We start from the raw sequence: 26,018 nt of genomic DNA, 5'->3' as shown, positions 1-26,018 counted from the left end.
GCAATACTTACTAATCAGAGGGATGAAGTTATTCCCCCATTTTATCCTCTTACCACTGGACAAGTTAGACAAGTAGGCCCACCTGTTCCTTTTACTGTGATTTCATTACCTTTGTATTCATAAACGGTAGCCCCCGCATCAAGTAGCTGCTGTTTTGTTATTGGATTTCCTTGTGGAATGACACATACTCTTGGCGCTAGGGCTAACACATTGCAGCCTAACGCATCATATTCATCTTTTAAAACTTCAATCAATTGAATACCTCGTTCGATTAGTAGCTGGCGGAAGAATACTGGCATTAATCGCGAATGTACGACCGCCAAATCTTTATCAACCATGCTAATAAAGGACATTAAGTGTAAACATTCTGCCTCTCCTAAATCATGTGGAAGCTGGACAACTATAAATTCATCAACAATATCGGCCGTCATATCCTTTAGCTGACGAATTGCTTCATCATTTGTTCGATACCCTCTCCCTACAGCAAGTGTTCTATCATCTAGCCAAACAATATCGCCGCCATCTGAAACTGCATCCCCTGTTAACTCGCCAATAATTGGAATACCTTTATCTAGTAAAAAGTCTTTATAAACGGCTGCTTCAGGTTGTCTGAGTGTTTTACCAGATTTTAAAATAATAGCTCCTTTTGGCGTAAATTTGACTGGGTCATGTGCATAAAGAGAGTCTAAACCTACACTCTCTGATTCTGGTAAATAATCAATTTTGTCCACATACTTTTCAAGAATCGCTATAAAATCTGCATATTCTCTTAGTGCCCCATCAAAATTTGGTTCTGATAAGTAGTTAAATGTTTTCCATTCATCTCTAAGATGCTCCTGGTTTCGGAAAGCATCCTTTGGATGTTTTACTATTACGTGTTTTAAAGGTGCATACATTGATGAACAATAATGCATTCCCTTCACCCCTTTTCCGTTTGGTGGAAAACGTTTCCGTTAAGAGGAAAGTTTATATGAAAAATATATGCGTTTTATGCTATACTGTCAATATATTTAGAAAAGTTTTTATATTCACACTGCTCTTTGGAGTAGAATTGAATACTTGCGATGCTTTCAAATGTAAAGGGAGCACTGTAATTATGGAGCTAGACGCAAACAAGGAATAAAAATAAAATAATAGGAAGGAGAGGTGGGAATGACATGCAATTATTAGAACGTGCAATGACCATAGCTAAAGTTTTAGCTACTGAAACAAGTGAAAACAGCTTGTCTATATCAGAGCTTTCAGCAAAATGTGATTTGCCACTTAGTACATTACATAGAATTTTAAAAGCGATGATTAAGCAAGGAATGATTGAGCAAGATGAGCAGACGAAACAATACCGACTTGGTACAATATGGATGGAGCTTGGTTTGCAAGTGTATGATACGATGGACTACATTAGTAAAATAAGACCTGAATTAGAGCGTTTAGCAAGAAAAGTTGAGGAAAGCGTTTATTTAAGTAAACCCGCTGGATTAGATACGATTATTATTGAAAGAATAGACAGCGCTGCTAATCCAATTCGTATTTACGATCAGCTAGGAATTCGTATACCCATGCATATAGGTGCTGCAAATAAAGCTATTTTAGCTGCTATGCCTGTTGATCAAGCAAATGAAATCATGGAGCAGCTAATGCCACATGAGGAAATCGCTGAATTTGAGGCACAGCTTGCTATAATAAGACAACAAGGTTTTGCCATTAGTCATGGGGAAAGAACAGCAGGGACCTCTTCTATTGCCGTCTCCATCCTAAATGGTTTTGGTGAGGTAGTAGGTGCCGTAAGCATAGGCTTTGTAAGCTTCAATGTTTCTCCAGAACATATTCAAAACCTAACAGATTCTCTAGTGGAGACTGGTAGACGTGTCTCAGCTAAGCTTGGCTATCGAGGTAAATAAGATGCATTCTCTTTATCTTCATTCAGCAAATGTTTCTTGTATCGAAAGCATAGCGGTAGCGGCAGATACAGAAGACTCCCACCTCTACAGGTGGTGTGATGAATGCGGTTTTATTTCCTTTTCAGTGGGTGTCCAATCACCTACTGAATGAAGATAATGCCTCCGGCGGATGTCACGGATTTTCAAAGGAATGAATTGTGCGGGCACAATTCAAAATCCAGACGCAATTAAGCTAAGGCGAAATTGATTAAACAAAATTAAGGAATGATTTTCTGTCTGTAAAGGTTTTTTTCTTGAAAGGTTATGTGAAAACTGTTGCACTGAACGTCATCGTATGTTAAATTATTATGGTATGTGAAATACCGAACTGAAATAATAATCTTTCAGCATTAACAGTAAGGAGGGAATACAACATGCCAAAACAATGTGTAATCACTGGACGTAAGGCTCGTACTGGTAACAACCGTTCCCACGCTATGAACGCTAACAAACGTACTTGGGGTGCTAACCTTCAAAAAGTTCGTATCTTAGTTGACGGTAAACCAAAACGTGTATGGGTATCTACTCGTGCATTAAAATCAGGTAAAATCGAGCGCGTTTAATCGCTGCTTCTAAAAAATCGATTTGGCTTATAGCGCAAATCGATTTTTTTCTTTCTAACCGGGCATACTACCAACCGCCTTCGTGCATTTAAATATAGTGCAACAGTTATTGTAAGCAGCTAGATAATTACCTAAAGCCTCTATTCATTACACTGAACATAATGAATAGAGGCTTTTATTTTCTCATAACTATAAAAAGAATCTATAATCGAAAAGTCTAATAGAACAAACGCTAGGGCAGAAAAAAATCCGACCAATATTAGTCGGATTTTTTTACTTTCTTGTCTTTTTTAAAAAGATTGATACATGTACGCGTAATACTACTCACAACTTTTGGCAACTGAAAAGTATAGACTTTCAGGACTATCTCCTCCTTACGCTAATCTATGCTTCTTATCATTAAACATATGCCTTGTGAGAAAGATATAGACCCTGAATCACCTATTATTTCATTACTTGTAAATCGAGATGTACCTAAAGTAATTTCTTCATCGGTTGTTTCATATTTCACTTGCCTTAATGTAACATTTTTTATCGTCTCTTCATGTGCAAAAAAAGACAAATAACGGTACTGTTCATCTGCTTGAATAATGTGAGTACCTGGCATTAAAAATTGCAATAGATTTGCATGATTCATAATCTTTAAGACAATATGTGGATGCTCCCTTTGCAAACGATAAATGGAGCGGATTGCTGCCTCATAGTGATCCAAACGTCCACCAGTAACACCTGTAAGTATAATCTCTGATGGTTGGTAGGTATAGGCCTTTAATAGCGCTAAATCAGTATCTGTTTCATTTTTTTCTTCCTGAAATCGCTGCCTATCATTGGTATGCTTCATCACAAGCTCATATTCCTCATGTGTTAAAGAGTCAAAATCACCAACTATTGCATGCGGTGTAATGCCTTGCTCGATTAAATATAGTGCTCCTCGATCAGCCCCAATAAATAGTACATCCTCTTTCTTTGCAAATGGAGCAAATGAACATAGCTCCTCTTTAGGACCACCAGCACAAACAACAACTAGTGTCATCCTTTAATCGCTGCCTCACCAGCAGCAAGAATTTCTTGAAGGGCTGCTGTACGATCCTCTTTACTATAAATAGCTGAGCCTGCTACAAAAATTGTAGCACCTGCCTTAGCACATGGAATAATGGTCTCTGCATTAATGCCACCGTCTATTTCTATAGCAATATCAAGATTACGCTCTTTAATGATTGTAGCTAATGCTTCAATTTTTGGCACAACAGCCTGGATGAATTGTTGTCCACCAAAGCCCGGATTCACTGTCATAAACAGCACCATATCAATATCCTCTAAAATATGTTGAATCGATTCTATTGGTGTATGTGGATTTAACACAACACCAGGTTTGACTCCTAATGAACGAATTAACTGAATAGTACGGTGTAAATGGCGGCAAGCTTCTACATGCACTGTAATATAATCTGCTCCCGCTTTGGCGAATTGTTCAATATATTGATCAGGATTTTCGATCATTAAATGAACATCTAGCGGTAAATCAGTTAAAGGACGAATGGCATCTAATACGATAGAGCCGAAGGAAATATTTGGCACAAAATGTCCATCCATTACATCAATGTGAATAAGCTGGGCACCCGCCTTTTCTACTTCCTTTACTTCTTCTCCTAATTTAGCAAAATTAGCTGCTAAAATTGATGGTGCAATTTGTATCATCATTAATACCTCGGCTTTCGATCCATAATTTCTTGCATAAATTGTTCGTAGTGCTTATAGCGGTATTCACGAATTTCTCCCGCCTCTACAGCTACCTTCACGGCACATTTTGGCTCCTTTAAATGTAAACAACCTCTGAATTTACAATCCTCCGCCACTTGAACCATTTCAGGGAAACATGCGCCTAATTCTTCTTTTTCAATGTCATCAAAATCAAAAGAACTAAATCCAGGTGTATCTGCTAATAGACCGTCACATACCTCTATTAATTCTACATGGCGTGTTGTGTGTTTTCCACGTCCTAAGCTTTGTGAGATAATGCCTGTTTTTAAATTTAAATCTGGAATTAAAGTATTTAACAGTGTGGATTTGCCAACACCAGATTGTCCTGCTAACACAGAGGTTTTTCCTTTTAAAATCGGCTGAAGCCGTTCTAGTAATTCTTCCTCCCCTTTATAGGTTTGCAGTACAGTATATCCCATGCTTTCATAATCTTTTATATAGCCTTGCAATTCCTCACGTTCATGTTCCTCTAGCAGATCCATTTTTGTTAAACAAATTATTGGATGAACATGAAATGATTCTAAGACAACTAAAAATCGATCCAGTAAAATCGTATTAAAATTAGGTTCTTTTACAGAAAAGACAAGAATTCCTTGATCAATATTAGCAATTGGAGGGCGAATTAATTCATTTTGGCGATCCATTATTTTTTGAATAGTACCATCTGATCCCTCTGTTTCAAGCGTATATTCTACAATGTCGCCAACAAGTGGGGATTCCCCGCGATTGCGAAATACCCCACGTCCTCGACATTGTATTAATTGAGCTCCATCATAGACATAATAATAACCACTTAATGCTTTGCGTATTTGGCCTTGCGCCATCCAATTCCCCCTTATTTAATATCATCATAGTTGATTTTACGTGAAGCAACGATTTCCGAATCACGAATTATTTTATAGGCCGCTTCCTGACCCTCTCCTATAACAAGCTGTATTTTGTATTCAGTATCAGCCGTGATAGCAAATGTGTCATACGTATCTACCATTGAATGTGTTTTATCTTGAATTTCGATTCGAACGGTTTGTTCTAAGCCTTCCTCATTTGGTTTATACTCAATTTTGATTGTTTCGACAAAAGGTTTATCAGGCTTTTTAGCAGGTCCCTTGCTTAAGATAACACTTACTGTTGAACCTACCTCAACTTCTGCTTCAGCTTTTGTCAATTGTGAAATAATACTTCCCGCTGGTATGGTATTGTGATTTTCTTCACGAACTATATGCAATTTTAAGCCTTTATCTTTTAAATACGCTTCTGCTTGAGCCTTAGTATAATTCACAATACTCCCCACTTTAACCAATTGTACACCCTTACTAACTTTAAATAGTAAAGTTGTATCTTTGGCGATTACTTCAGTACCTTCCATTGGCTCCTGACCAATAATGGTACCAGCCTGCTCTTGTGAATAAGTTTCTTCAGATTTTATATCCGCAAATGTGTCCTTGAGTAATGCTTCCACTTGGCTAAATGGTCGCCCTATATAATTATCAAGCTTTGTCATTTCTTCTCCAAGACTGACGATTATATCTACTTTTGTTCCTTTTACACGCTCTGCCTTTTCTGCTGGGTCTGTTTCAATCACCTTATCCTTTTCAACTTCCTCATCATTACGTGATTTTATCTCACCTACAACAAAGCCATCTGCTTCTAATCTCTTTTCTGCTTCCTCAACAGTTAAACCACTCACACTAGGTACAGGTATCTTTTTCGGGCTAAAAAGCTCCGTAGCAAATAAAAAGTATAGGAACACCACGATTACTGTGATGAATAAACCAGCAACATATTTCGGCCATTTTTTCTTTTTCTTAGTAGGCGTTACCTTGTCAATTGTCTTTTTAGGGTCTTGTTTCGGTTTGGATTGTGTAATCGGTTCAATGGCTCTAGTTTTCGTTAAATCCTCGTTATTTCGTAGCGCTTGGTCCTTTATAATAGGAATAGCCTTAGTGGCATCATTATCAAATGGAATAGCAAATTTAGGCTCATTTATACGATTAGGCGATAACACTGTTTCTAAATCTTCCTGCATTTCTTCTACTGTCGAATAACGATGAGCAGCATCCTTTGCTGTAGCTTTTAGCACAACATTTTCAAGACTCTGTGGTATCGTAGCATCAAATGCGCGAACAGATGGTGTCTCAGCTTGTAAATGTTTCAAGGCAATCGACACAGCCGACTCACCTGAAAAAGGTAATTCTCCAGTCAATAATTCGTATAATACAATACCAAGTGCATATATATCTGATTTGTTTGTAGCTGTACCACCACGAGCCTGCTCTGGTGATAAATAGTGAACAGTACCAAGCACAGAATTTGTTTGCGTAAAGGATGTTGCACTTAACGTCATTGCTATACCAAAATCAGTGACTTTCACATTTCCTTCAGCATCCATTAAAATATTTTGAGGTTTAATGTCACGATGAATAATGTGATTTTCATGGGCATTAGTAATTGCAGACGTCAACTGCTTCATAATATGCACACTTCTAGCAGGAGAAATTGGTGCATATTCCTGTATGTACTGCTTTAATGTTTTTCCTTGAACATACTCCATAACAATATAATGTAGATCTCCATCATCGCCTACATCATAAATACTAACAATATTGGGATGTGTAAGGCTTGTAGCAGAAAGTGCCTCACGTTGAAAACGTCGATGTAATTCATCCTCATTTGTGAAATCATAGCGTAATATTTTTATCGCTACATCACGATTTAAGATCATGTCATGTGCCAAATAGACATTAGACATACCTCCTCCACCAATGAGTTCAATAATTTTATAGCGGTCACTAATTCGTTTTCCTACAAGCATACTTACACCTCCTCATCTTGCCTTGTGAGCAGCACGAGGGAGATGTTGTCTTCCCCCCCACTTGCATTTGCTAATTCCACAAGTTTTCTTCCCTTTTCTTCTATGGAATCCGGATACGTAATAATAGACGCCATTTCATATACTGTTAATTTATTGCTTAAACCATCAGAGCAAATGAGTAAATACGATTCTGATGCTAAATCCACTTCATAAAAGTCTGGTTTAATCGTTTCTTCTGTGCCTACAGCTCTTAAGATGAAATTTTTTTTCGGATGTGTTAATGCTTCTTCTTCACTAATCTCACCATTTTCAACCAAAACATTTACATAAGAATGATCTCTTGTTATTTGTTGTGCACCATCATCAAAGAAATAATACACCCGGCTATCACCAACATGTGCAATGAAGCAATGATTGTCTTCAATTAACACTGCAATAAACGTCGTGCCCATTCCTTTACAGTCTTCATGTGATAAAGAATAGTCATAGATATTTTTATTCAGTTGCTTGACTGTTTGTAATAACCACTCTTCTTTTGATGTCGTAGATGCAAAATGATGTGCTTCTGCCTGTAAAAAAACTTGTTCCATTTGTTTCATTGCCATATCACTCGCAACATCGCCAGCATTATGACCACCCATGCCATCCGCTACGAGTGCTAGTGCAAGTCCATCTGGACGTTTAAAAAATGCAGCACGGTCTTCATTAATTGCTCGTTTTAACCCAATATCACTTTCGACTGTGTATTTCAACACTGGTCACCTCGTCTCTTCAGATCTCTCTTGTGCACGTAATTGACCACACGCAGCAGCAATATCAGAGCCTTGCTCACGGCGGATTGTTACGTTAATGCCATTTTTCTTTAATGTTTTTTCAAAAGCAAAAATTTGACTACGAGATGTACGCACATAATCACGCTCTGGTACGTAGTTTACTGGAATTAAGTTGACATGGCACTTAATTCCTTTAATTAATGCAGATAATTCTTCTGCAATTTCTACTGAATCATTTTCACCTGACATTAAACCATACTCAAAACTCACACGTCGGCCAGTTTTTTTTGTATAGTAACGAACAGCCTCCATTAATTCATCCAATTTATAGGCACGTGCGATTGGCATTAATTTTTGGCGTGCCTCTTGGTTCGGTGCGTGCAGAGACACAGCAAAGTTAATTTGAAGCTGTTCATCAGCAAATTGGTAAATTTTAGGTACGATACCCGAAGTCGAAACAGTAATATGACGCGCTCCAATATTTAAACCTTTTTCATGGTTAATGACTTTTAAGAAGCTCATCATCGCATCATAATTATCGAAAGGTTCTCCAATTCCCATAATAACGATATGTGAGACACGTTCCCCCACTTCATCTAATGTTTGCTGAACCTTAACAACTTGCTCCACGATTTCTCCTGCTAATAAATGGCGCTTTAAGCCTCCTAAAGTAGAGGCACAGAACGTACAGCCAATTCGGCATCCCACCTGTGTTGTCACACAAACAGAGTTACCATAATCATGACGCATTAATACCGTTTCAATAGAATAGCTGTCCTGTAATTGAAATAAAAATTTAATTGTACCATCTTTGGATTCTTGCTGAACAATGGTTGACAATGTCGTTAAAGCAAAGCTTGCTTCAAGCTTTTCTCGTAATCCCTTTGAAAGGTTAGACATTTCAGCAAACGTCTTTACACGTTTATTGTATAACCAGTCAAAGATTTGTGCTGCACGAAATGGTTTTTCACCATTTTCCTTTAACCACTCTTCTAACTGCTCTGGTTGTAAAGAATAGACAGATTCCTTTAAATTAGGCTTTTCTTTTTTTGCACGTCGAACAGGCTTTTCTTCTGCTTCGTCAACTAAATCGTTGATACGTTCATTAAATTTCTCTTGATCCACCATTAGTTGGATCCTCCTTTTTTACGAAAGGCGGCGACGAAGAAACCGTCACTGCCAAAGTCTTGTGGAAAGACTTGAAGCATGCCATTTGCTTGCTTTTCCGCTAATTTTGTTGGTAAAGATTCTAGTTGTATCGCTTCCATCTCAGGATGCGCAGTTAAAAAGGCATTTACAGTGCCCTCATTTTCTTTTTTATCGACTGTACAAGTACTGTAAACAAGTTTCCCTTCTATTTTCAATACTTTTGTTGCAGCATCAAGCAATGCCAATTGTATTTTTTGAAGGTTTTCTAAATCTTCTTCACGCTTTGTATATTTAATATCTGGTTTACGACGCATAACACCTAGACCACTACAAGGAGCATCGACTAAAATAGCATCAAAGGATTCTGGCTGTAGAAAATCTGGTGCTTTACGGCCATCAATAGGCGCAGTTTCTACTATATTAATACCCAGACGATCTGTATTATGGTCGATTAAATCTAATTTATGAGGATGAAGATCGGTCGCTAAAATCGACCCCTCATTATTCATGATTTCTGCTAAATGTGTTGTTTTCCCACCTGGTGCGGCGCACATATCTAACACACGCATACCGGGATTTGGATGTAGGACATTTGCTGGAATCATCGAGCTTTCATCCTGAATCGTAATCAGCCCTTCTTGGAATGCTTTTGTTCGAGCAGGCTGACCATTTGTTACATGTAAGCATTCTGGCATCATATCGCTTTTTTTAGCCGTTAAGCCTTCCGCTTCTAAGCTGGCAATCGCTTCCTCGACATTTACTTTTGTTGTATTAACGCGGACAGTCTGTACTGGTGGTACATTATTTTCCTGTAACATCTCAGTCGCTACTTCCATACCATAGTTATCAACAAAGCGTTGCACTAACCACTCTGGATGACTTGTTTCAATAGCAAGGCGCTCAATTGGATCTTTAATTTCATCAGTAGAAGCTACACCCTGACGTAAAATAGATCGTAAAATACCATTAACCATTGAGGCAATACCTTGGTGACCTCGACGCTTGGCAATTTCTACAGCCTCATTCACCGCTGCATGTGGCGGAATACGCGTTAAATAATGTATTTGGTATAGGGATAATCGTAAAAGCCAACGCACCCAATGATCCACAGAGCCACGAATAAAAGGGTCTAAATAATAATCAAGTGTCATTTTATATTGTAGGGTACCATACGTAATTTCTGTTAAAAGGGCACGATCCTTCGCCTCAATTTTATGTCGCTTGATCGTTTCACTTAAAAGTAAATTACTATAGGCTTGATTTTTATCTATTGCTAAAAGAATAGAAAGGGCAGCATCACGCACATTTCCATCCCAAATGACTACGCTTTTTTTACTCATTTAAATTGGTCCCCAATCTGTAATTTAGAACCTGTACCACGCAAGTATTCTTCAGCTATCATACGTTTTTTACCAGCTGGTTGAACATCATATAGTGCAAGTGTTGTGCCATTTCCAGCCGCAACTTCAAAATAATCCTTTGAAATGGCAACGACTGTACCAGGACGAGCATCATGCTTTGTGTTGCCAACCTTAGCCCACCAAATCTTAAAGTTTTCATCTTCAAATGTTGTATAGGCTACTGGCCATGGATGAAGTCCACGCACCTGATTGTATAAAGTTGCAGCATCCTTTGTCCAATCGATACGCTCTTGTTCACGTGAAATATTACTTGCAAAGGTTACTTGTGCTTCATCCTGTACCGTTCGACTATTTGTTCTATTAATAATAGAAGGAAGTGTATTTTTTAATAATTCTCTGCCTACTACACTGAGCTTATCAAATAGACCACCTGTATGGTCATCCTCTTCGATTGGGATAGCCTTCTGAGATATAATATCACCTGCATCAAGCTTTTCAGCCATATACATGATTGTTACACCTGTCTCTTTTTCACCATCAATAACCGCTTGGTGAATCGGTGCACCTCCACGATATTTGGGTAAAAGTGATGCATGAACGTTAATACATCCAAGCGGGGGTGCATCAAGTAATGCTTTCGGCAATATTTGTCCAAATGCGGCTGTTATAACTAGGTCAGGCTGTAAATCAAGGATTTGCTGTAATTCCTCAGAACCCCGTAGCTTTTCAGGCTGTATAACGGGTAAGCCTAATTCTATAGCAGCAGCCTTTACAGGTGGCGGCGTAAGAACACGCTTTCGGCCAACTGGACGATCTGGCTGTGTAACAACTGCTTTGATATCATAGCCTTCATGGTGTAGCATACGCAAAATTGGAGCAGAGAAATCTGGCGTTCCCATAAAAATTATTGATGTCATATTATTCCTCCTCTTCTGCGTACATTGCCTCAAGTTCGTCCTCTGTGACAATGCGATTGATTTTTGAATCGAATAGTACGCCATCTAAATGATCAATTTCATGTAAAATCGCTCGAGCATCAAAGCCTCCCGCTTCTAACTCATAAACGCGTCCTTCACGATCACATGCTTCGATTTTCACGTAGTCAGGTCGCTCAACCTCACCGTATAACCCCGGAAAGCTTAAGCAGCCCTCAATATCTATTTCTGCACCATCTGTTTCGATAACAGTTGGGTTAATCATTTCTAATATATCTCGTTCCTCACCAAGCTCAACAATTGCAACACGCAAGCCAACATTTATTTGAGGTGCTGCAATCCCGACCCCATCATATTCAACCATTGTGTCATATAAATCATCCAACAGCGTAATTATGTCTTCATTTATTTCTGTTACTTCAGCGCATGGCGTAGATAAGACCTTCGCTGGATGTTCTACAACTTTTTTTATAGCCATTTTCTGTTTCCTCATTTCTACTATTTCAGACCTTGCAACTCTGTAAAGTCAATATTTTAAAAAAATCAATCAATAATTCTTTTAATTATAATTAGATTGTTGACGGATCTAAATCCACCGTCATTAATATCCCCTGTTTTATCCATTCTGCTCGATACATTGCAAGAAGGCGCTGCAAGACAGCAATCAGATTTGGTTCAATTTTATATTTTATCAAACATTGATAGCGATATCTATTTTGGAGACGACTAATACTTGCAGTTGTTGGACCAATAATAGCAACTTGATTAGATAAATTTCCTCTTAGCCAATCTGCCGCACGTCCAGCATACTCCGCTGCCATCATAACATCCTCATGAGAGATTTGAACAAGCGCAACAAAAAAATAAGGTGGATAGCTTGAACGACGACGTAAAAACATTTCTCGTTCATAAAATGGCTCGTAATCCTGTATTTTTGCCAGCTCAATAGCATAATGCTCTGGGGTATACGTTTGTATAATAACCTCTCCATGCTTGTTATGTCTTCCAGCCCTACCACTTACCTGTGTTAATAACTGAAATGTTCGCTCCGCTGCACGATAATCGGGAAGATGTAATGATGTATCAGCACTCAACACGCCTACTAGTGTAATATTAGGAAAATCAAGCCCTTTCGCAATCATTTGCGTGCCTAGCAAAATATCTGCCTGTTCTTCTCCAAATGCCTGTAGAATTTGTTCATGCGCACCTTTTTGCTTTGTTGTGTCCACATCCATCCGAAGCACCCTCGCCTCCGGAAAAAGCTTATAAATTTCTTCCTCCACTTTTTGTGTGCCTGTGCCAAAGTAGCGAATATGCTCGCTTTGACATTGTGGGCAAATTTGTGGAACACGCTCCTCATACCCACAATAATGACATTTTAATTTCTCAGTTGTCCGATGATATGTAAGCGAAATGTCACAGTTTGGACATTGCACAACCGTACCACAATCACGACAAAGCACAAAAGAGGAATAGCCTCGGCGATTTAAAAACAACACCATTTGCTCTTGCTTCTCTAGCCTTATACGCATTGCCTCAACAAGCTGCTCAGAAAACATAGAACGATTTCCTTTTTGAAGCTCCTCTCGCATATCAGCAATAAAAACAGTTGGTAACGCTTGATGCAGAGCACGCTGCTTTAATGTAAGTAAGTTATAAACACCCTTTTTAGCCCTAGCGAATGATTCCAATGCAGGCGTTGCACTTCCTAAAATAACAGGACATTTATGAAATTCACTTCGCCAAATTGCTACATCTCGTGCATGATATCTCGGTGAATCTTCTTGCTTATACGTAGATTCATGCTCCTCATCTAAAATAATTAAACCAATATTTGTAAAAGGCGCAAAGATAGCTGAACGAGCTCCTACAACAACGCTCACCTTTCCCTGCTGAATTTTACGCCATTCATCATACTTCTCTCCAACAGATAGTCCACTATGCATAACAGCAACCAGTTCACCAAAGCGACTACGAAAACGCTCTGTCATTTGTGGTGTTAATGAAATTTCAGGCACCAGCATAATGGCTTCCTTACCATCATCTAAGACCTTTTGTATCGCTTGTAGATATACTTCAGTTTTACCACTTCCTGTGATACCGTGTAGTAAAAAAGTTTTCGCTGTCTGATCTTCCATCGATGTAGTAATTGCCTCTAGTGCAATATGCTGTTCATCCGTCAGCTGTAATGATTGAGTACGAGAAACCTCCCTCGTGAAGGGATCTCGATATACCTCTTCTTGTATAAAATGAGCCGCTCCTTTTTCGATAACTGACTGGAGTACTGCGGAAGAGACACCAGTTTCCTCATAGATTTTCTGTGGCAAAAGGACCTCTCCAAGATGTCTGCCCATCCACTCAATTAGCTGGCGCTGTTTGGCTGCTCTCGCTGCACCTTCCATTGCCCTGTCTATATCTTGCTGATTATGTGAAATTTTAACCATCCTTATTTCTTTCACATTTCCTTGCTGCTTTACAACATTTTCAATTTTTACGATTTTATTAGTTATAAGCTGCTTTAATAATGGAAGTAATTCAGCACGCTCGAATTCTTTAAAATTAACCTGTTGTCGCTTACCAAAAATGGCTTTAGCCTCATCTGGCAAAGCATCATTTTCCTCTTGCAGTGTAATAATTTTCTCATATTTTGCTCGCAGTGCAGATGGAAGCATGACCTGTAAGGCATCAATTTCATAGCATATTGTTTCGTTTTTTAACCACTTCGCCATCAATAGCATTTCTTCTGTTAGCACGGGCTCTATATCTAATATTTGTGTAATGGGCTTAATTTTATTTTGTGGTACCTCTGTTTCGTTTTTTAATCCAACTACAAAGCCTAGGACATTTCTTGGCCCAAACGGTACTTTTACACGACAACCCATTTCAATAACATTTGACCATTCTGCCGGCACTTTATAATCAAATGGACGATCTACATGATATGTTGAAACATCCACTATAACCTCTGCAATTAAATAGCTCATTGCTCCTCACCTTGAATAAGAAATGCCCAAAACGCCTTCGCAAAAAGCTCAGCATTCGATGTATCAAAAGGTTGCCCGTTTATTTGTGCTTCATCACTAAAATCAATCCATTTATCAGAAGTAATGGTTAACATAGGTTCACCAATAACCCTTTGTCCAAAGGTTACTGCAACTGTTCCTTCGATTGATAATGTTGGCGCACCTTCGATTGCAGGAATATTTGCCGCATGGATGAAAATAGCCTGCGGATATTGTTTTTTATAATCCTCAAGTTTTGCCAAAAGTTTATGCACGTTCGCATCGTCTTCATCTAAAAGGATTGTTGTTGCTCCAAGTACCTTGGCCTCTTGGGCAATCGCTTGACCAATTCTACCGTTAGCATACGTACTGATTATATGTTGTTCGTCCACAGGCATATAAAATGCGCCCGCTGTAATAACTACAATTTTTCCGGAAAGTCTCTTTACTGTTTCCGAAAAATATTCTTGGACAATCGCTGTTATTTTTTCCGGCTCCTCTAAGCGTCCCTTCCCAACATACCCACATGCTAAAAATCCTTCTGAAGGCTCAATAAATTGATAGCCATCAGATGCAAGCTGCGCTAAATTCCGTTTAACCGCTGGATGATCATACATATGCACATTCATAGCTGGTGCAATCCAAACGGGTGCAGTAGTGGCTAACAGGGTTGTGGTTACCATATCATCAGCAATGCCATTTGCCAGTTTTCCTATGATATTGGCTGTCGCAGGAGCAACTAACACTAAATCTGCCCAATCCGCCAAATCGATATGGGCAATAACGCTAGAATCCTTTTCATCAAACGTATCGAAAAAGACATCATTTTTGGACATCACTTGAAAGCTCAATGGATTTACAAATTGTCTTGCGGATGCTGTCATGATGACTTTTACATTCGCCCCTGCCTGCGAAAGCTTGCTAACAAGAGCAACAGCCTTATAAACCGCTATACCACCTGAAACACAAAGTAAAATATTTTTATTCATGCATAATATCGTCCTTTCAAAGGATAAGCTCCCAAAGGATCATTCCTCGGGAGCTTTCGGCATTCTGTATAATCAAAAATCCACTGCAAGACTTTAACATTAATGGGGCAAAAGCTATTTTACATCCATGTTAGATTTCGTCTTCGTACACAGTTGACTCATCCTGTGATACCTTTGTAAGTACACCTGCCGCTACTTCTTCAAGTGCTTTTCCTACATATTTATGGGAAACATACTTGTGTAAGCGTTCTGTATCTTGTTCTTCCTGCATTTGACGAGCACGTTTTGATGCTAGACTTACTAATGAATACTTTGAATCGATCTCTTTTTTTAATGCATCTACTGATGGGTATAACATGGGTTTATTCTCCTCTCAACATTGACAAATATCTTTTTTCCACACGTTCTCTACGACAATGCTCAGCTTTTATAATCGCATTAATACGATCACAGGCATTCGTCACTTCATCATTCTCCACAACATAGTCATACAAGCTCATCATTTCAAGTTCTTCACTTGCAGTAGCAATGCGTTTCGCAATGATATCCTCTGTTTCTGTCCCACGTCCAACTAAACGATCTTTTAATTCCGTTAAACTTGGAGGGGCTAAGAAAATAAATAAGGCATCTGGTGCTTTTTTACGAATTTGTGCTGCACCCTGCACTTCGATTTCTAAAAACACATCACGACCTGCATCCAGTGTTTCGTTCACATAGGCTAGTGGTGTGCCATAATAGTTACCGACAAATTCTGCGTGCTCTAATAAGCCACCCTGTTCAATTAGCGCTTCAAATTCTACACGCGTCTTGAAAAAATAGTCTACACCATCTACTTCACCTTCGCGAGGATTTCGTGTTGTCATCGAGATGGAATACTCATAGTTCGTATTCGGCTGAGAAAATAATTCTTTTCGCACTGTCCCTTTACCTACACCAGATGGGCCAGACAGAACAATTAATAATCCACGTTCTTTTATCATTTATTCTCTATATCTCCCTTAATTTATAACAGATGCAATAGGCTATTCAATATTTTGAACCTGCTCACGCATCTTTTCTAAAATTGTCTTCGCTTGAACTACCGCTACTGCCGCCTCTGTAGATTGATTTTTGGAGCCAATCGTATTAATTTCACGATGAATTTCCTGCATCAAAAAGTCTAATTTACGCCCTACAGAAATCGTTTCTAATAACGTCTCCTCCAATTGGTTAAAATGACTATCTAATCGGTCCAATTCTTCAGTAATGTCCACACGTTCAGCAAATATCGCTACTTCTGCAAGTAAGCGATCCTCTAACAACGCACCATCAGCTATTTCAGTAATTCGTTCCAATAATCGAGTACGATATTTTTCTACAGCTAGTGAGGAGAATGATCGAATCTGGTTCACCTGTTCCGTTAGCTGCTGTTTATATTGTACGACAACATCATGTAGCTCTTGCCCCTCACGCTCACGCATTTGAATTAGTTGCTCAATTGCTTGCGTAACCGCCATTTCCACAGCTCTTAGTAAATCCTCAGGTGTAAGCTGCTGTTTTTCTTGGACAAGTGCTTGTTCAAGTGATAGTAGCTCTTGCATCGTCCATTTTTCTTCTAGTGGTACTTTTTTTGCTAATTCCTCTTTTGCCTTACGATACGCTTCAATTAATGACCAATTAATCTCAATAGATTGCTCGACATTTTCTAAATCCTTCACATAAACCATCACATCTATTTTGCCGCGTGACAAAGCTTGTGAAATTAGTTTCTTTGCAAAAATTTCTGCTTCAAGCCATTCTTTCGGAAATTTTGCATGAATTTCTAAAAAACGATGGTTGACCGAGCGCATTTCTACGGTTAATTGAAAGTCCCTTGTTGTTGTGACACCTCTGCCAAAACCAGTCATACTACGCACCAAGGTTCGTCACACCTTTCTTTGCATACTGGAATTATTATAACATAAGCTCTGCCATTTATGATGTCTCTACGTAAAAAATTAGAGCAATTTCGCCTTGGCGTAATTGTAGTTTCGCTTTGCTGTCGCTACATATCAACAATGCGTACAGATTTTGGCTAGGCAAACATGACGTCGGTATTTCGATAATGTCACAGGGACGTAGGCGTTTTTACCGAGGTAGGTCAGTTAGCTATTTTCGCAGGATGCGGAGGTTTTAGGCTAACAACCTTTCGTAACATCCGCTGATGCTCACACACACTAAATAAAGATAGAGCAAAAGCTAATTCTACCACTTCTGAAGCTATATTTTAATATTCTCCTAAAAAATGCTATGATAAACATTAGAAAAGTGCATTTGTGCTACCTTAATGAAACATAAGGCACTACTGCATTATGAAAATACAACAAATACGAAAGTACCAAGGATGCTTTTATCGTTGGAAAGAGGAAATCATATGGCATTTGATGGCTTATTTACTTACTCAATGACAGCCGATCTACAACAATTAGTAACAGGTCGGATTACTAAAATACATCAACCGAACGCTCAGGAGGTTGTCCTTCATATCCGTGCAAACGGAAGTAATCATAAATTACTTTTTTCAATTCATCCTTCTTATGCGCGTGTTCATCTTACGGAGCAATCCATTGAAAATCCAGCAGAACCTCCAATGTTTTGTATGCTGTTACGAAAGCACTTGGACGGTGGTTTTATTTCTTCAATTAAACAGCATGATTTTGACCGCATTATAATAGTAGAAATTGAAAGCAAAAATGAAATTGGCGACCCAATTATAAGGGAGCTCCACGCTGAAATTATGGGGCGCCACAGTAATTTATTATTAATTGATAAGGAGCAGGAAAAAATAGTCGATAGCTTAAAGCATTTGCCACCTTCTGTAAATAGTTTCCGTACAGTGCTACCTGGTCAGCCTTACATTGCTCCTCCCGCACAAAATAAATGGCACCCACTTACCGTAACGAAAGAACAGCTTGGAGATTTTTTCTCAGAAACAAAATCTGCTAAGGATATAGTTTCTCAGTTTATGGGCTTCTCACCGTTACATGCTGAGGAATTACTGTTCCGATTAAAGGATACAAAAGATAAGGTTGATTGCTTTCAAAATTTTATTGCTTCCTTTCAACAGGGTGGCACACAGCCAATGTATGTAGTAGCAAATAATAAAACTTACTACTCCCCAATCGCTTTAACACATTTACAAGGAGATGTTACCAACTATTCAAATGTTCATGAGCTACTTGATCGTGTATTTTTTGCACGCGCTGAGAGAGATCGTGTTAAACAACAGGCTGGTGATTTAGAGCGATGGCTACAAAATGAAATTGATAAGCTAACATTAAAAATTAAAAAACTTAATAAAGACTATGAACATGCTTCCAGGCTTGACCAGTTTCAATTATATGGTGAACTACTAATGGCAAATATATATGCGTTTGAAAAGGGTGTAAAAGAAGTCACTGTCATGAACTACTATAGTGAAACGGGAGACGAAATCACTATCCCAGTCAGCGAACGTAAGACCCCCATTGAAAATGCTCAAAGCTACTATACAAAATATACAAAGGCAAAGAATGCACTTATTATGGTTCAGGAGCAGCTCGAAAAAACGAAGGACGAGATTGCGTATTTTGAAATGCTCTCACAGCAGGTTCAACAAGCAGGACCGAGTGATATTGAAGAAATTCGCGAGGAGTTAGCAGAACAAGGTTATTTAAAATTACGTCATGCTCGAAAAAAGAAAAAACAAGCAAAGCCGGAACCAGAGCGTTATGTATCTTCTACAGGCGTCCCCATATCTGTTGGTAAAAATAATAAACAAAACGATATGCTGACATTTAAAATTGCTAAACGCACAGATATTTGGCTCCATACGAAAGATATTCCTGGTTCCCATGTTGTTATCCATATGAGTGAACCGGACGAAACTACTCTTCGTGAAGCAGCAACACTGGCTGCCTATTTTTCGAAAGCAAGGGAGTCCTCTTCTGTTCCAGTAGATTACACAGAAATCCGTCAGGTAAAAAAGCCAAATGGAGCTAAACCTGGATTTGTTATTTACTTTGAACAAAAAACTCTATACATTGATCCTGATGAAGCTGTTATTTTACAGTTAAAAAAACAATCATAAACTTGGTGTTGGAATACAAAATGATCTTTGTAAGTTAATTTGCTTAGTAGAAAAACTGTTTACTAGGACGCAGTTAAAGTTATATGTGCAAAACTCGACCATAGTATCCCAAATTACTACGACCAAATTGTATTTCCGCACAGAATGGAGAGGGAATAGGATATGTGAAATATCGTATTCCTTTTTTATTTTAATTTCCACGTAATCCTTACTATAGCTGTATTAAATTTTTCTTTCTTCTACTCTTTTTTTATAGCAAATGTTCCTTATTATAATAGCGTCATAAAAACTCATGAATAATCTGTACTGTTTATCTGTTGCGTTATTGACTTCCATCTTTCTAAAAGGCTAAATTTAAGTATAAAAAAATTATATTTGTATTTTGGAAAGGGCGTATCTCTATGACTGTAGGCAGAAAACTTAGTTTTGGTTTTTTCACAATCATCCTCACCTTAATTATTTCTTTGTTAATCATGTTTTTTCAGTTTACCAACATTGAAAAAAAGGTTGAAAATGCACTTGAAAATCGTGTCGCCCTAGTAGAGTTAGCGGATAATATTCAATTTGAACTAGCGATGCAAGGCCTTTTTATTCGCGCAATATTTATTGAAGATAAAGCAACTAATCAGGAAAATTTCTCGAAATATGCTGGAATTCTAGATGAGCATGTAGATGAAATAATGCAAATATCCGATTCATCCGAAATGGACACTTACGCTAAGGACCTCAATACATATAATGAAGCTTTTAATAAAGCAGCGGATGAAGCTCTTGCCCTTCATAATGCAGGAAAACTTGATGAGGCTTTACAAAAAGTTAATAGTGAGGTTGAACAAGCAAATAAAGGATTACTAGAAGTATCTGAAAAGATTGTAAGCTACCAAAAGAACCAGCTTGATCTTGTAACAAAGGAGTCCAAAAAGGCCGTAACCAATTCACAAACAATCTCGATTATTGCCATCGCTCTAGGATTAGTTATTGGGATATTTCTAATGTTTTATGTGCAGCGTACCATTTCAAAGCCTTTAAAATTAACAGTTATCGCTGCCAATAACATAGCAAATGGTGAATTATATCATGAAGATATTAGCCATCAGTCTAAAGATGAGATAGGTCAGCTTTCTACCGCCTTTAACACAATGAAAAACAGCTTGCGAAACTTGTTAACCCATATTCAAGGCAACACAGAACACTTAACGGCCTCCGCTGAAGAGCTTTCCGCCTCTACAGAAGAAATTTCTGCTTCAGCAGATGAGGTAACAAGAAGTATAACTGAAACTGCAAACGCGGCTTCTGCTGCTACCATTGCTGCAAATGAAAGTGCACATGCTATGGATGAAACAGCTGTAGGGGTTCAGCGTATAGCAGAAGCAACCCAACAACTGCATCAAAACGCAGTCGAAACAACAGAATTAGCCAATAACGGTAGTACCACGGCGTATGGGGCTCAACAACAAATGAATGTCATCTATGACTCTACACAGGTAATTAATAATCTTGTTCAGAAATTAAGCAAACAATCTGTAGAAATTAGTCATATCACTACAGTCATTACAGCTATCACTGAACAAACTAATTTATTAGCACTAAATGCCGCAATCGAAGCAGCACGCGCAGGTGAGCACGGTAAAGGTTTTGCCGTAGTAGCGGATGAGGTGCGCAAATTAGCTGAAGAATCTAAGCAATCTGCCAATAAAATTGTCTATTTAACGCAAGAAATTCAAGGAGATACGCAAAATGTAGAGAAGGCTGTTGAGAGTGGTCTACAATCTGTAGCGGATGGTGTACAAATGATTGGCCAGGCTGGGACAGCTTTTGAAGCCATCGTGGAAGCTATCCATACCATGACCGATCAAATTGAAGATATTTCTGCTACTTCTGAGGAAATATCCGCTAGTGCAGAACAAGTAGCTGCATCTGTCACGGAGATTGCAAATGGTGCCTCTGCTAGTGCAGCCCATACACAAATTGTTGCAGAATCTAGTAAAGAACAAGCTGCTACAATGCAACAAATAAACCAAGTCGCTGCTGATTTAAGTGAAAAATCAGTGGATCTGCAATCCAAAATTAGCCAATTTAAACTTTAAACTTGGTAGCAGTGCATTTGAAAACGAAAAAATGCACTGCTTTATTTATCATTAAACCCTTTCCTTCCCGTTTTTCATTTTACAAAATTCGTCAAAAACCACATAGTTTGTCGTTAATCACCTGGCTCTTAGACTTTAATCTGGATTGTTATAATAACTATATGCAGGCACTTTCCTTCTAAGTAAGACAAATGAACTTCTCCATAAAACAACTGTTTAAAATCACCTTGAATATAGTTATTTTTACCATTCAATAGATGCAAAATAGAATATGTGGATGAATGATGATTTTTGTCTTTTTTACATACATCACTGCATATTCAAACATGTCTTAAATTATTTCAAGAAAACTTCTCTTATTAAAATCACTTCCCATTCAATACAATTATTTCTTAAAAAAGGCACATTATTTCATTCATTTACATTACTTCTTCTTTTTTTAGCATCAAAACATAAAATCTTAGATAAATACAAAACAAGATTCTTGTATATCATTAATAGATAAAAATATTCATGTTTCGACATAGGAAATTACAAAAAATTACCTGAATACGAAACTAAATCACTTAGTTTTGCAAAGATTTTCTACATAACCATACAATTCTCTTAATGAATCAACCCTATGACTTTCGAATCATTTTTCAAATATTAATAATATTATCAAAAGAATAGGAATTTTCGGTATAGTATGTCATTTTTTTATTTTTGTTTTATTTTTGATATTCAAAAGATAAAAATATCAAATTATTATCAATTAAACACTTTAGTTTAGTAATGTGATAAATCGAAAAAATTTATTATTCTATTAGATGTCAGATAATACTATATAAATTTGAATCTTTTTTATTTTGTGCACAATGATTTTTTTGGTATATTAAATAGGAGCTTCAAAGAAGGCTTAAAATTGTATAAGGGGGATTTACATGATTAAAAACAAAAAGTTTTTATTACTAACAGTCCTTGCAGTCTTTTCATTAGTTCTTGCTGCATGTGGCTTCGGTGGAGATAAGTCTGATAATTCTTCATCTTCAGACGGTAAAAAAGATTCTGGTTCAAAAACTAAAGAGCTTAACCTAGCAATACCTTCAGAGCCACCGTCTTTACACCCAGGACTTGCAGAAGATACTACATCTAGTGCAATCTTAATTAACGTTTTTGAGGGTCTAACTGTTTCAGACGCTGATGGTAAGCCTACTCCAGGTATAGCTGAGGATTGGGATATCAGCCCTGATAAAAAGACTTATACGTTCAAATTACGTGATGCAAAATGGTCAAACGGTGATCCAGTTGTAGCAGGTGACTTCGAATATGCTTGGAAATGGGCGTTAAATCCAGAAAATCTTTCTGCGTATGCTTCTATTTTCTACCCAATTAAAGGTGCTAAAGATTACCACAATGGTGGTTCTGCTGATGGCGTTGGTATTAAAGCTGAAGATGACAAAACTTTAGTCGTAACTTTAGAAAACCCAACTCCATATTTCCTAGAATTAACAGGCTTTAAAACTTATTTACCAATTAACCCAAAAGCGACTGAGGCTAATGAAGAATGGTACGCAGACGCTGGTGAAAATTACGTAACAAATGGTCCTTATAAATTAAGCGAATGGAAACATAGTGATTCTATCGTTCTTACAAAAAATGAAGATTATTGGGATGCAGCAAATGTTGATGTTGATACTGTCAATATTGCTATGATTGAAAAAGAGCCAACTGTTGCTACTAACTTTAAATCTGGCTCTCTTGACTATATTGGTAAACCATTCCAAACAGTAGATCTTAATGTTATTGATGAATTCAAAAAAGATGGTTCTTTAAAAATCAAGGACGAAGCAAGTATTTATTGGTATAAATTCAATACAAAAGACAAAATTATGTCTAATGCAAATATTCGTAAAGCGCTTACACTAGCAATCGATCGTCAAACATTAATTGACAACGTAACTAAAGGTGAACAAAAACCAGCTACAGGTATGGTTCCTCCAGCAATTCCTAACTTTACAGAAGACCGTGGTTACTTCAAAGATAATGATGTTGATGGAGCAAAAGCTGCACTTGAAGCTGGAATGAAAGAGCTTGGTATTAAAGACCCTAAAGATATTAAAGTTAACATTTCTTATAATACTTCTGAAGGACATGCAGCAATTGCTCAATACATTCAAGAAGAATGGAGTAAAAAACTTGGTATTTCATCTGAGTTAGATAACTCAGAATGGCAAGTTTATATTGACAAATTAAAAACGGGTGACTATCAAATTGGTCGTATGGGCTGGGTAGCTGACTATCTAGATGCATATACATTCCTTGAAATGTTCGATACAGCTAAAAACGGTAACAACCAAACAGGATGGGAAAATGCTCAATATAAAGAATTACTAGATAAAGCAGTTGCTGAAGTAGATGAAGCTAAACGTCTTGAGTATTTAAAACAAGCAGAAGCAATTGGTATGACAGAATTCCCAGTCGCACCTATTTACTACTACACGAATTTATCAGTAGTTAAAGATGGTATTGAAAACTTAAATCCAAATCCAACAGGTGATATCCACCTTAAAGATGTAAAGATGAAATAATTTTGTTAACCATTTCTTTTTAAGCTCTAAGCTGAGAGCTGCCTCGTAGCCCTTGCGGCGCGAGTCAGCTCTTTTTAAAATACGAAAGCACTTATTTGTCAGATAATTGACAAGTAGAAGGAGGAGTTTTATGTGATTAAATATATTTTGAAAAGGCTGATGTATATACTTCTCGCGCTTTTCGTCATCGTAACGGCTACGTTTTTCCTATTGCGTCTTGCTCCTGGTAATCCATTTGCATCTGAACGTAATTTCCCTCCTCAAATAGAGGAAAAGTTAAACGAAACGTATGGATTAAATAACCCTTGGTATATTCAGTACAAAGATTATTTAATCGATGCGGCCACTTTTAATTTCGGTGAATCTATGAAATATAAAGCGCGTTCAACGAATGATATGATTGCAGAAGGCTTCCCAGTATCTTTAACTTTAGGGATTGAAGCTATGCTGCTAGCTATTGGATTTGGTGTATTAATCGGTGTAGTGGCAGCGCTTTATCATAATAGATGGCCAGATTATTTGGCAACGACCGTTGCGGTGCTCGGAATTTCCGTTCCATCCTTTATATTAGCTGGGCTTATGCAGTATTTCCTGGCATACAAGCTTCAGTTATTCCCGATTAGTGGATGGAAAGGCTTTAGTTATAGTTTGTTACCAGCCTTAGCTATTGCATTTTCGCATATGGGCTTTATCGCCAAACTAACACGTTCAAGTATGCTTGAACAAAATAATAGTGATTACGTAAAAATGGCTCGTGCAAAAGGAATAGGCAAATGGACAGTTGTCTTCCGCCATACTTTACGTAACGCCCTTTTACCAGTCATTACTTATTTAGGTCCATTAACTGCTGGGGTTGTTACAGGTAGCTTCATTGTAGAGCAAATTTTTGCGGTCCCAGGTTTAGGTAAACACTTTGTACAGAGTATTACAAACCGTGACTATACAGTTGTTATGGGAACAACGGTGTTCTACGCAATCATTCTTTTATTTGCGGTATTCATCGTAGATATTTTATATAGCGTGATTGATCCGCGAATTAAGCTGAAAGGAGCGAAAAAGTAATGACACAGCAACAAATTGAGAAAGATAAGTTTAAAATTGTTGGCGGAAATCATGAAGCAACTGATAAATTAGCAGATAAATCTATCTCCTTTTGGAAGGAAGTATTTATTCGTTTTTCCCATAATAAAATGGCGATTTTTGGTTTAATTGCTTTAATCATTATTGTTTTGATGGCTACATTTGTGCCAATGTTTTCACAATACCACTATAGTGATCAATTAGGTGTTTATAACGCCCCACCATCTTCAGAATATTGGTTTGGTACAGATGATTTAGGTCGAGATATTTTCGTTCGAATATGGGCTGGCGCTCGTATCTCTTTACTCATCGGAATAACTGCTGCAGTTATTGACTTGATCATCGGCGTATTATGGGGAAGTATTTCTGGTTTAGCAGGCGGTCGTGTTGACAATATTATGATGCGTATTGCCGATGTTTTAACAGCTGTTCCTTACCTACTAGTTGTTATCGTACTTTTAGTAGTATTAAAACCTGGTATTATACCAATGATTATCGCATTATCGATTACAGGATGGATTAATATGGCCCGTATTGTTCGCGGTGAGGTATTATCTATTAAAAATCAAGAGTATGTTTTAGCCGCTCGAACTCTAGGTGCACAAACAGGACATTTAATTTTAAAACATTTAGTGCCAAATGCACTTGGTGCAATTTTAGTAACAATGACATTAACTGTACCACATGCAATTTTTACAGAGTCTTTCCTTAGTTATCTAGGACTTGGAGTTCCTGCTCCACAAGCCTCTTGGGGAACAATGGCTTCTGATGGTAACGGAGCGATTACCAATGCTCCTTGGCGTTTAATATTCCCTGCAGTATTTATTTCACTAACAATCTTTGCGTTTAACGCAGTTGGTGACGGCTTACGTGATGCATTAGATCCAAAACTACGTAAATAAGGAGGTGGCC

23 protein-coding genes are annotated in these 26,018 nt (G+C 37.8%); 7 read left to right on the top strand and 16 right to left on the bottom strand.

Translation table 11 applies throughout. The annotated features are described in order from the left end of the window. Positions 1 to 41: 41 nt before the first annotated feature. Positions 42 to 914, bottom strand: coding sequence for a dimethylarginine dimethylaminohydrolase family protein (locus tag AC2CGN_RS00735; protein WP_429984525.1), 873 nt, complete (start codon positions 912 to 914; stop codon positions 42 to 44). Between the two features lie 243 nt (positions 915 to 1,157). Here AC2CGN_RS00735 and AC2CGN_RS00730 point away from each other — a divergent pair, with 243 nt between their 5' ends. Together AC2CGN_RS00730 and rpmB are read left to right on the top strand one after the other, a co-directional pair. Continuing rightward, positions 1,158 to 1,898, top strand: a complete 741-nt coding sequence (locus AC2CGN_RS00730; protein ID WP_054770616.1) for an IclR family transcriptional regulator — start codon at positions 1,158 to 1,160, stop codon at positions 1,896 to 1,898. A gap of 413 nt (positions 1,899 to 2,311) precedes the next feature. Beyond that, positions 2,312 to 2,500 (top strand): 50S ribosomal protein L28, encoded by a 189-nt coding sequence (gene rpmB, locus AC2CGN_RS00725; RefSeq protein WP_054770615.1) that lies wholly within the window; start codon positions 2,312 to 2,314, stop codon positions 2,498 to 2,500. A 259-nt stretch (positions 2,501 to 2,759) separates the two neighbouring features. Here the strand turns inward: rpmB and spoVM are convergent, their stop codons facing one another. From spoVM to AC2CGN_RS00650, 15 genes are all read right to left on the bottom strand, one after another. Further along, complete coding sequence (gene spoVM, locus AC2CGN_RS00720) at positions 2,760 to 2,861, bottom strand: stage V sporulation protein SpoVM (RefSeq protein WP_283872749.1); 102 nt, start codon at positions 2,859 to 2,861, stop codon at positions 2,760 to 2,762. A gap of 18 nt (positions 2,862 to 2,879) precedes the next feature. Next, complete coding sequence (locus AC2CGN_RS00715; protein ID WP_286926181.1) at positions 2,880 to 3,533, bottom strand: thiamine diphosphokinase; 654 nt, start codon at positions 3,531 to 3,533, stop codon at positions 2,880 to 2,882. Beyond that, on the bottom strand, positions 3,530 to 4,198 hold the full coding sequence (gene rpe, locus AC2CGN_RS00710) for a ribulose-phosphate 3-epimerase (protein ID WP_054770613.1): 669 nt from the start codon (positions 4,196 to 4,198) through the stop codon (positions 3,530 to 3,532). The genes AC2CGN_RS00715 and rpe overlap by 4 nt, the downstream gene beginning before the upstream one ends. Positions 4,199 to 4,200: 2 nt before the next feature. Beyond that, a complete protein-coding gene (gene rsgA / locus AC2CGN_RS00705) occupies positions 4,201 to 5,085 on the bottom strand; it encodes a ribosome small subunit-dependent GTPase A (protein ID WP_429980587.1) in 885 nt (294 codons plus the stop codon). A gap of 11 nt (positions 5,086 to 5,096) precedes the next feature. Further along, complete coding sequence (pknB, locus tag AC2CGN_RS00700) at positions 5,097 to 7,073, bottom strand: Stk1 family PASTA domain-containing Ser/Thr kinase (protein WP_484511579.1); 1,977 nt, start codon at positions 7,071 to 7,073, stop codon at positions 5,097 to 5,099. Between the two features lie 2 nt (positions 7,074 to 7,075). After that, positions 7,076 to 7,825 carry a Stp1/IreP family PP2C-type Ser/Thr phosphatase gene (locus tag AC2CGN_RS00695; RefSeq protein WP_286926189.1) on the bottom strand — a complete coding sequence of 250 codons (750 nt, stop codon included), beginning with the start codon at positions 7,823 to 7,825 and terminating at the stop codon, positions 7,076 to 7,078. Positions 7,826 to 7,831: 6 nt separating this feature from the next. Next, positions 7,832 to 8,974, bottom strand: a complete 1,143-nt coding sequence (gene rlmN, locus AC2CGN_RS00690) for a dual-specificity RNA methyltransferase RlmN (protein ID WP_484511577.1) — start codon at positions 8,972 to 8,974, stop codon at positions 7,832 to 7,834. Continuing rightward, positions 8,974 to 10,335, bottom strand: coding sequence for a 16S rRNA (cytosine(967)-C(5))-methyltransferase RsmB (gene rsmB / locus AC2CGN_RS00685; RefSeq protein ID WP_429984521.1), 1,362 nt, complete (start codon positions 10,333 to 10,335; stop codon positions 8,974 to 8,976). The genes rlmN and rsmB overlap by 1 nt, the downstream gene beginning before the upstream one ends. Beyond that, positions 10,332 to 11,273: a methionyl-tRNA formyltransferase gene (gene fmt / locus AC2CGN_RS00680; protein WP_429980584.1), complete on the bottom strand. Its 942-nt coding sequence runs from the start codon at positions 11,271 to 11,273 to the stop codon at positions 10,332 to 10,334. The genes rsmB and fmt overlap by 4 nt, the downstream gene beginning before the upstream one ends. A 1-nt stretch (position 11,274) precedes the next feature. After that, the gene (gene def, locus AC2CGN_RS00675) at positions 11,275 to 11,769 is read right to left on the bottom strand and encodes a peptide deformylase (RefSeq protein WP_484511574.1); all 495 of its coding nucleotides are present in this window, start codon (positions 11,767 to 11,769) and stop codon (positions 11,275 to 11,277) included. A gap of 91 nt (positions 11,770 to 11,860) precedes the next feature. Then, complete coding sequence (gene priA / locus AC2CGN_RS00670) at positions 11,861 to 14,275, bottom strand: primosomal protein N' (protein ID WP_484511573.1); 2,415 nt, start codon at positions 14,273 to 14,275, stop codon at positions 11,861 to 11,863. Beyond that, positions 14,272 to 15,282 (bottom strand): bifunctional phosphopantothenoylcysteine decarboxylase/phosphopantothenate--cysteine ligase CoaBC, encoded by a 1,011-nt coding sequence (gene coaBC, locus AC2CGN_RS00665; RefSeq protein WP_429984519.1) that lies wholly within the window; start codon positions 15,280 to 15,282, stop codon positions 14,272 to 14,274. The genes priA and coaBC overlap by 4 nt, the downstream gene beginning before the upstream one ends. Before the next feature lie 130 nt (positions 15,283 to 15,412). Next, positions 15,413 to 15,640: a DNA-directed RNA polymerase subunit omega gene (gene rpoZ, locus AC2CGN_RS00660; protein WP_004227380.1), complete on the bottom strand. Its 228-nt coding sequence runs from the start codon at positions 15,638 to 15,640 to the stop codon at positions 15,413 to 15,415. A 4-nt stretch (positions 15,641 to 15,644) separates the two neighbouring features. Continuing rightward, on the bottom strand, positions 15,645 to 16,262 hold the full coding sequence (gmk, locus tag AC2CGN_RS00655) for a guanylate kinase (RefSeq protein WP_274795908.1): 618 nt from the start codon (positions 16,260 to 16,262) through the stop codon (positions 15,645 to 15,647). Positions 16,263 to 16,304: 42 nt separating this feature from the next. Next, on the bottom strand, positions 16,305 to 17,180 hold the full coding sequence (locus AC2CGN_RS00650) for a YicC/YloC family endoribonuclease (protein ID WP_283871113.1): 876 nt from the start codon (positions 17,178 to 17,180) through the stop codon (positions 16,305 to 16,307). A 494-nt stretch (positions 17,181 to 17,674) separates the two neighbouring features. Here AC2CGN_RS00650 and AC2CGN_RS00645 point away from each other — a divergent pair, with 494 nt between their 5' ends. From AC2CGN_RS00645 to AC2CGN_RS00625, 5 genes are all read left to right on the top strand, one after another. Next, positions 17,675 to 19,369: an Rqc2 family fibronectin-binding protein gene (locus AC2CGN_RS00645; RefSeq protein WP_484513126.1), complete on the top strand. Its 1,695-nt coding sequence runs from the start codon at positions 17,675 to 17,677 to the stop codon at positions 19,367 to 19,369. A gap of 401 nt (positions 19,370 to 19,770) precedes the next feature. Then, a complete protein-coding gene (locus AC2CGN_RS00640; RefSeq protein WP_429980580.1) occupies positions 19,771 to 21,456 on the top strand; it encodes a methyl-accepting chemotaxis protein in 1,686 nt (561 codons plus the stop codon). 923 nt (positions 21,457 to 22,379) lie between these two features. Further along, positions 22,380 to 24,026, top strand: a complete 1,647-nt coding sequence (locus AC2CGN_RS00635; RefSeq protein ID WP_369594801.1) for a peptide ABC transporter substrate-binding protein — start codon at positions 22,380 to 22,382, stop codon at positions 24,024 to 24,026. Positions 24,027 to 24,158: 132 nt separating this feature from the next. Continuing rightward, positions 24,159 to 25,088, top strand: coding sequence for an ABC transporter permease (locus tag AC2CGN_RS00630; RefSeq protein WP_429984515.1), 930 nt, complete (start codon positions 24,159 to 24,161; stop codon positions 25,086 to 25,088). Next, positions 25,088 to 26,008 (top strand): ABC transporter permease, encoded by a 921-nt coding sequence (locus AC2CGN_RS00625; RefSeq protein ID WP_283871108.1) that lies wholly within the window; start codon positions 25,088 to 25,090, stop codon positions 26,006 to 26,008. The genes AC2CGN_RS00630 and AC2CGN_RS00625 overlap by 1 nt, the downstream gene beginning before the upstream one ends. The last annotated feature ends 10 nt before the right edge of the window (positions 26,009 to 26,018 follow it).

Source organism: Lysinibacillus sp. DFXJR4 (genome assembly GCF_057196045.1).
The sequence above is the reverse complement of the archived record's forward strand: the minus strand, read 5'-3'. Positions and strand labels throughout refer to the sequence as shown.

Excerpts from the sequence above, each read along its gene's own strand:
- AC2CGN_RS00735 (WP_429984525.1), bottom strand. The coding sequence starts at position 914 with ATGCATTATTGTTCATCAATGTATGCACCTTTAAAACACGTAATAGTA.
- AC2CGN_RS00730 (WP_054770616.1), top strand. The coding sequence starts at position 1,158 with ATGCAATTATTAGAACGTGCAATGACCATAGCTAAAGTTTTAGCTACT.
- rpmB (WP_054770615.1), top strand. The coding sequence starts at position 2,312 with ATGCCAAAACAATGTGTAATCACTGGACGTAAGGCTCGTACTGGTAAC.
- AC2CGN_RS00715 (WP_286926181.1), bottom strand. The coding sequence starts at position 3,533 with ATGACACTAGTTGTTGTTTGTGCTGGTGGTCCTAAAGAGGAGCTATGT.
- rpe (WP_054770613.1), bottom strand. The coding sequence starts at position 4,198 with ATGATACAAATTGCACCATCAATTTTAGCAGCTAATTTTGCTAAATTA.
- rsgA (WP_429980587.1), bottom strand. The coding sequence starts at position 5,085 with ATGGCGCAAGGCCAAATACGCAAAGCATTAAGTGGTTATTATTATGTC.
- pknB (WP_484511579.1), bottom strand. The coding sequence starts at position 7,073 with ATGCTTGTAGGAAAACGAATTAGTGACCGCTATAAAATTATTGAACTC.
- rlmN (WP_484511577.1), bottom strand. The coding sequence starts at position 8,974 with ATGGTGGATCAAGAGAAATTTAATGAACGTATCAACGATTTAGTTGAC.
- rsmB (WP_429984521.1), bottom strand. The coding sequence starts at position 10,335 with ATGAGTAAAAAAAGCGTAGTCATTTGGGATGGAAATGTGCGTGATGCT.
- fmt (WP_429980584.1), bottom strand. The coding sequence starts at position 11,273 with ATGACATCAATAATTTTTATGGGAACGCCAGATTTCTCTGCTCCAATT.
- def (WP_484511574.1), bottom strand. The coding sequence starts at position 11,769 with ATGGCTATAAAAAAAGTTGTAGAACATCCAGCGAAGGTCTTATCTACG.
- priA (WP_484511573.1), bottom strand. The coding sequence starts at position 14,275 with ATGAGCTATTTAATTGCAGAGGTTATAGTGGATGTTTCAACATATCAT.
- coaBC (WP_429984519.1), bottom strand. The coding sequence starts at position 15,282 with ATGAATAAAAATATTTTACTTTGTGTTTCAGGTGGTATAGCGGTTTAT.
- rpoZ (WP_004227380.1), bottom strand. The coding sequence starts at position 15,640 with ATGTTATACCCATCAGTAGATGCATTAAAAAAAGAGATCGATTCAAAG.
- gmk (WP_274795908.1), bottom strand. The coding sequence starts at position 16,262 with ATGATAAAAGAACGTGGATTATTAATTGTTCTGTCTGGCCCATCTGGT.
- AC2CGN_RS00645 (WP_484513126.1), top strand. The coding sequence starts at position 17,675 with ATGGCATTTGATGGCTTATTTACTTACTCAATGACAGCCGATCTACAA.
- AC2CGN_RS00640 (WP_429980580.1), top strand. The coding sequence starts at position 19,771 with ATGACTGTAGGCAGAAAACTTAGTTTTGGTTTTTTCACAATCATCCTC.
- AC2CGN_RS00635 (WP_369594801.1), top strand. The coding sequence starts at position 22,380 with ATGATTAAAAACAAAAAGTTTTTATTACTAACAGTCCTTGCAGTCTTT.
- AC2CGN_RS00625 (WP_283871108.1), top strand. The coding sequence starts at position 25,088 with ATGACACAGCAACAAATTGAGAAAGATAAGTTTAAAATTGTTGGCGGA.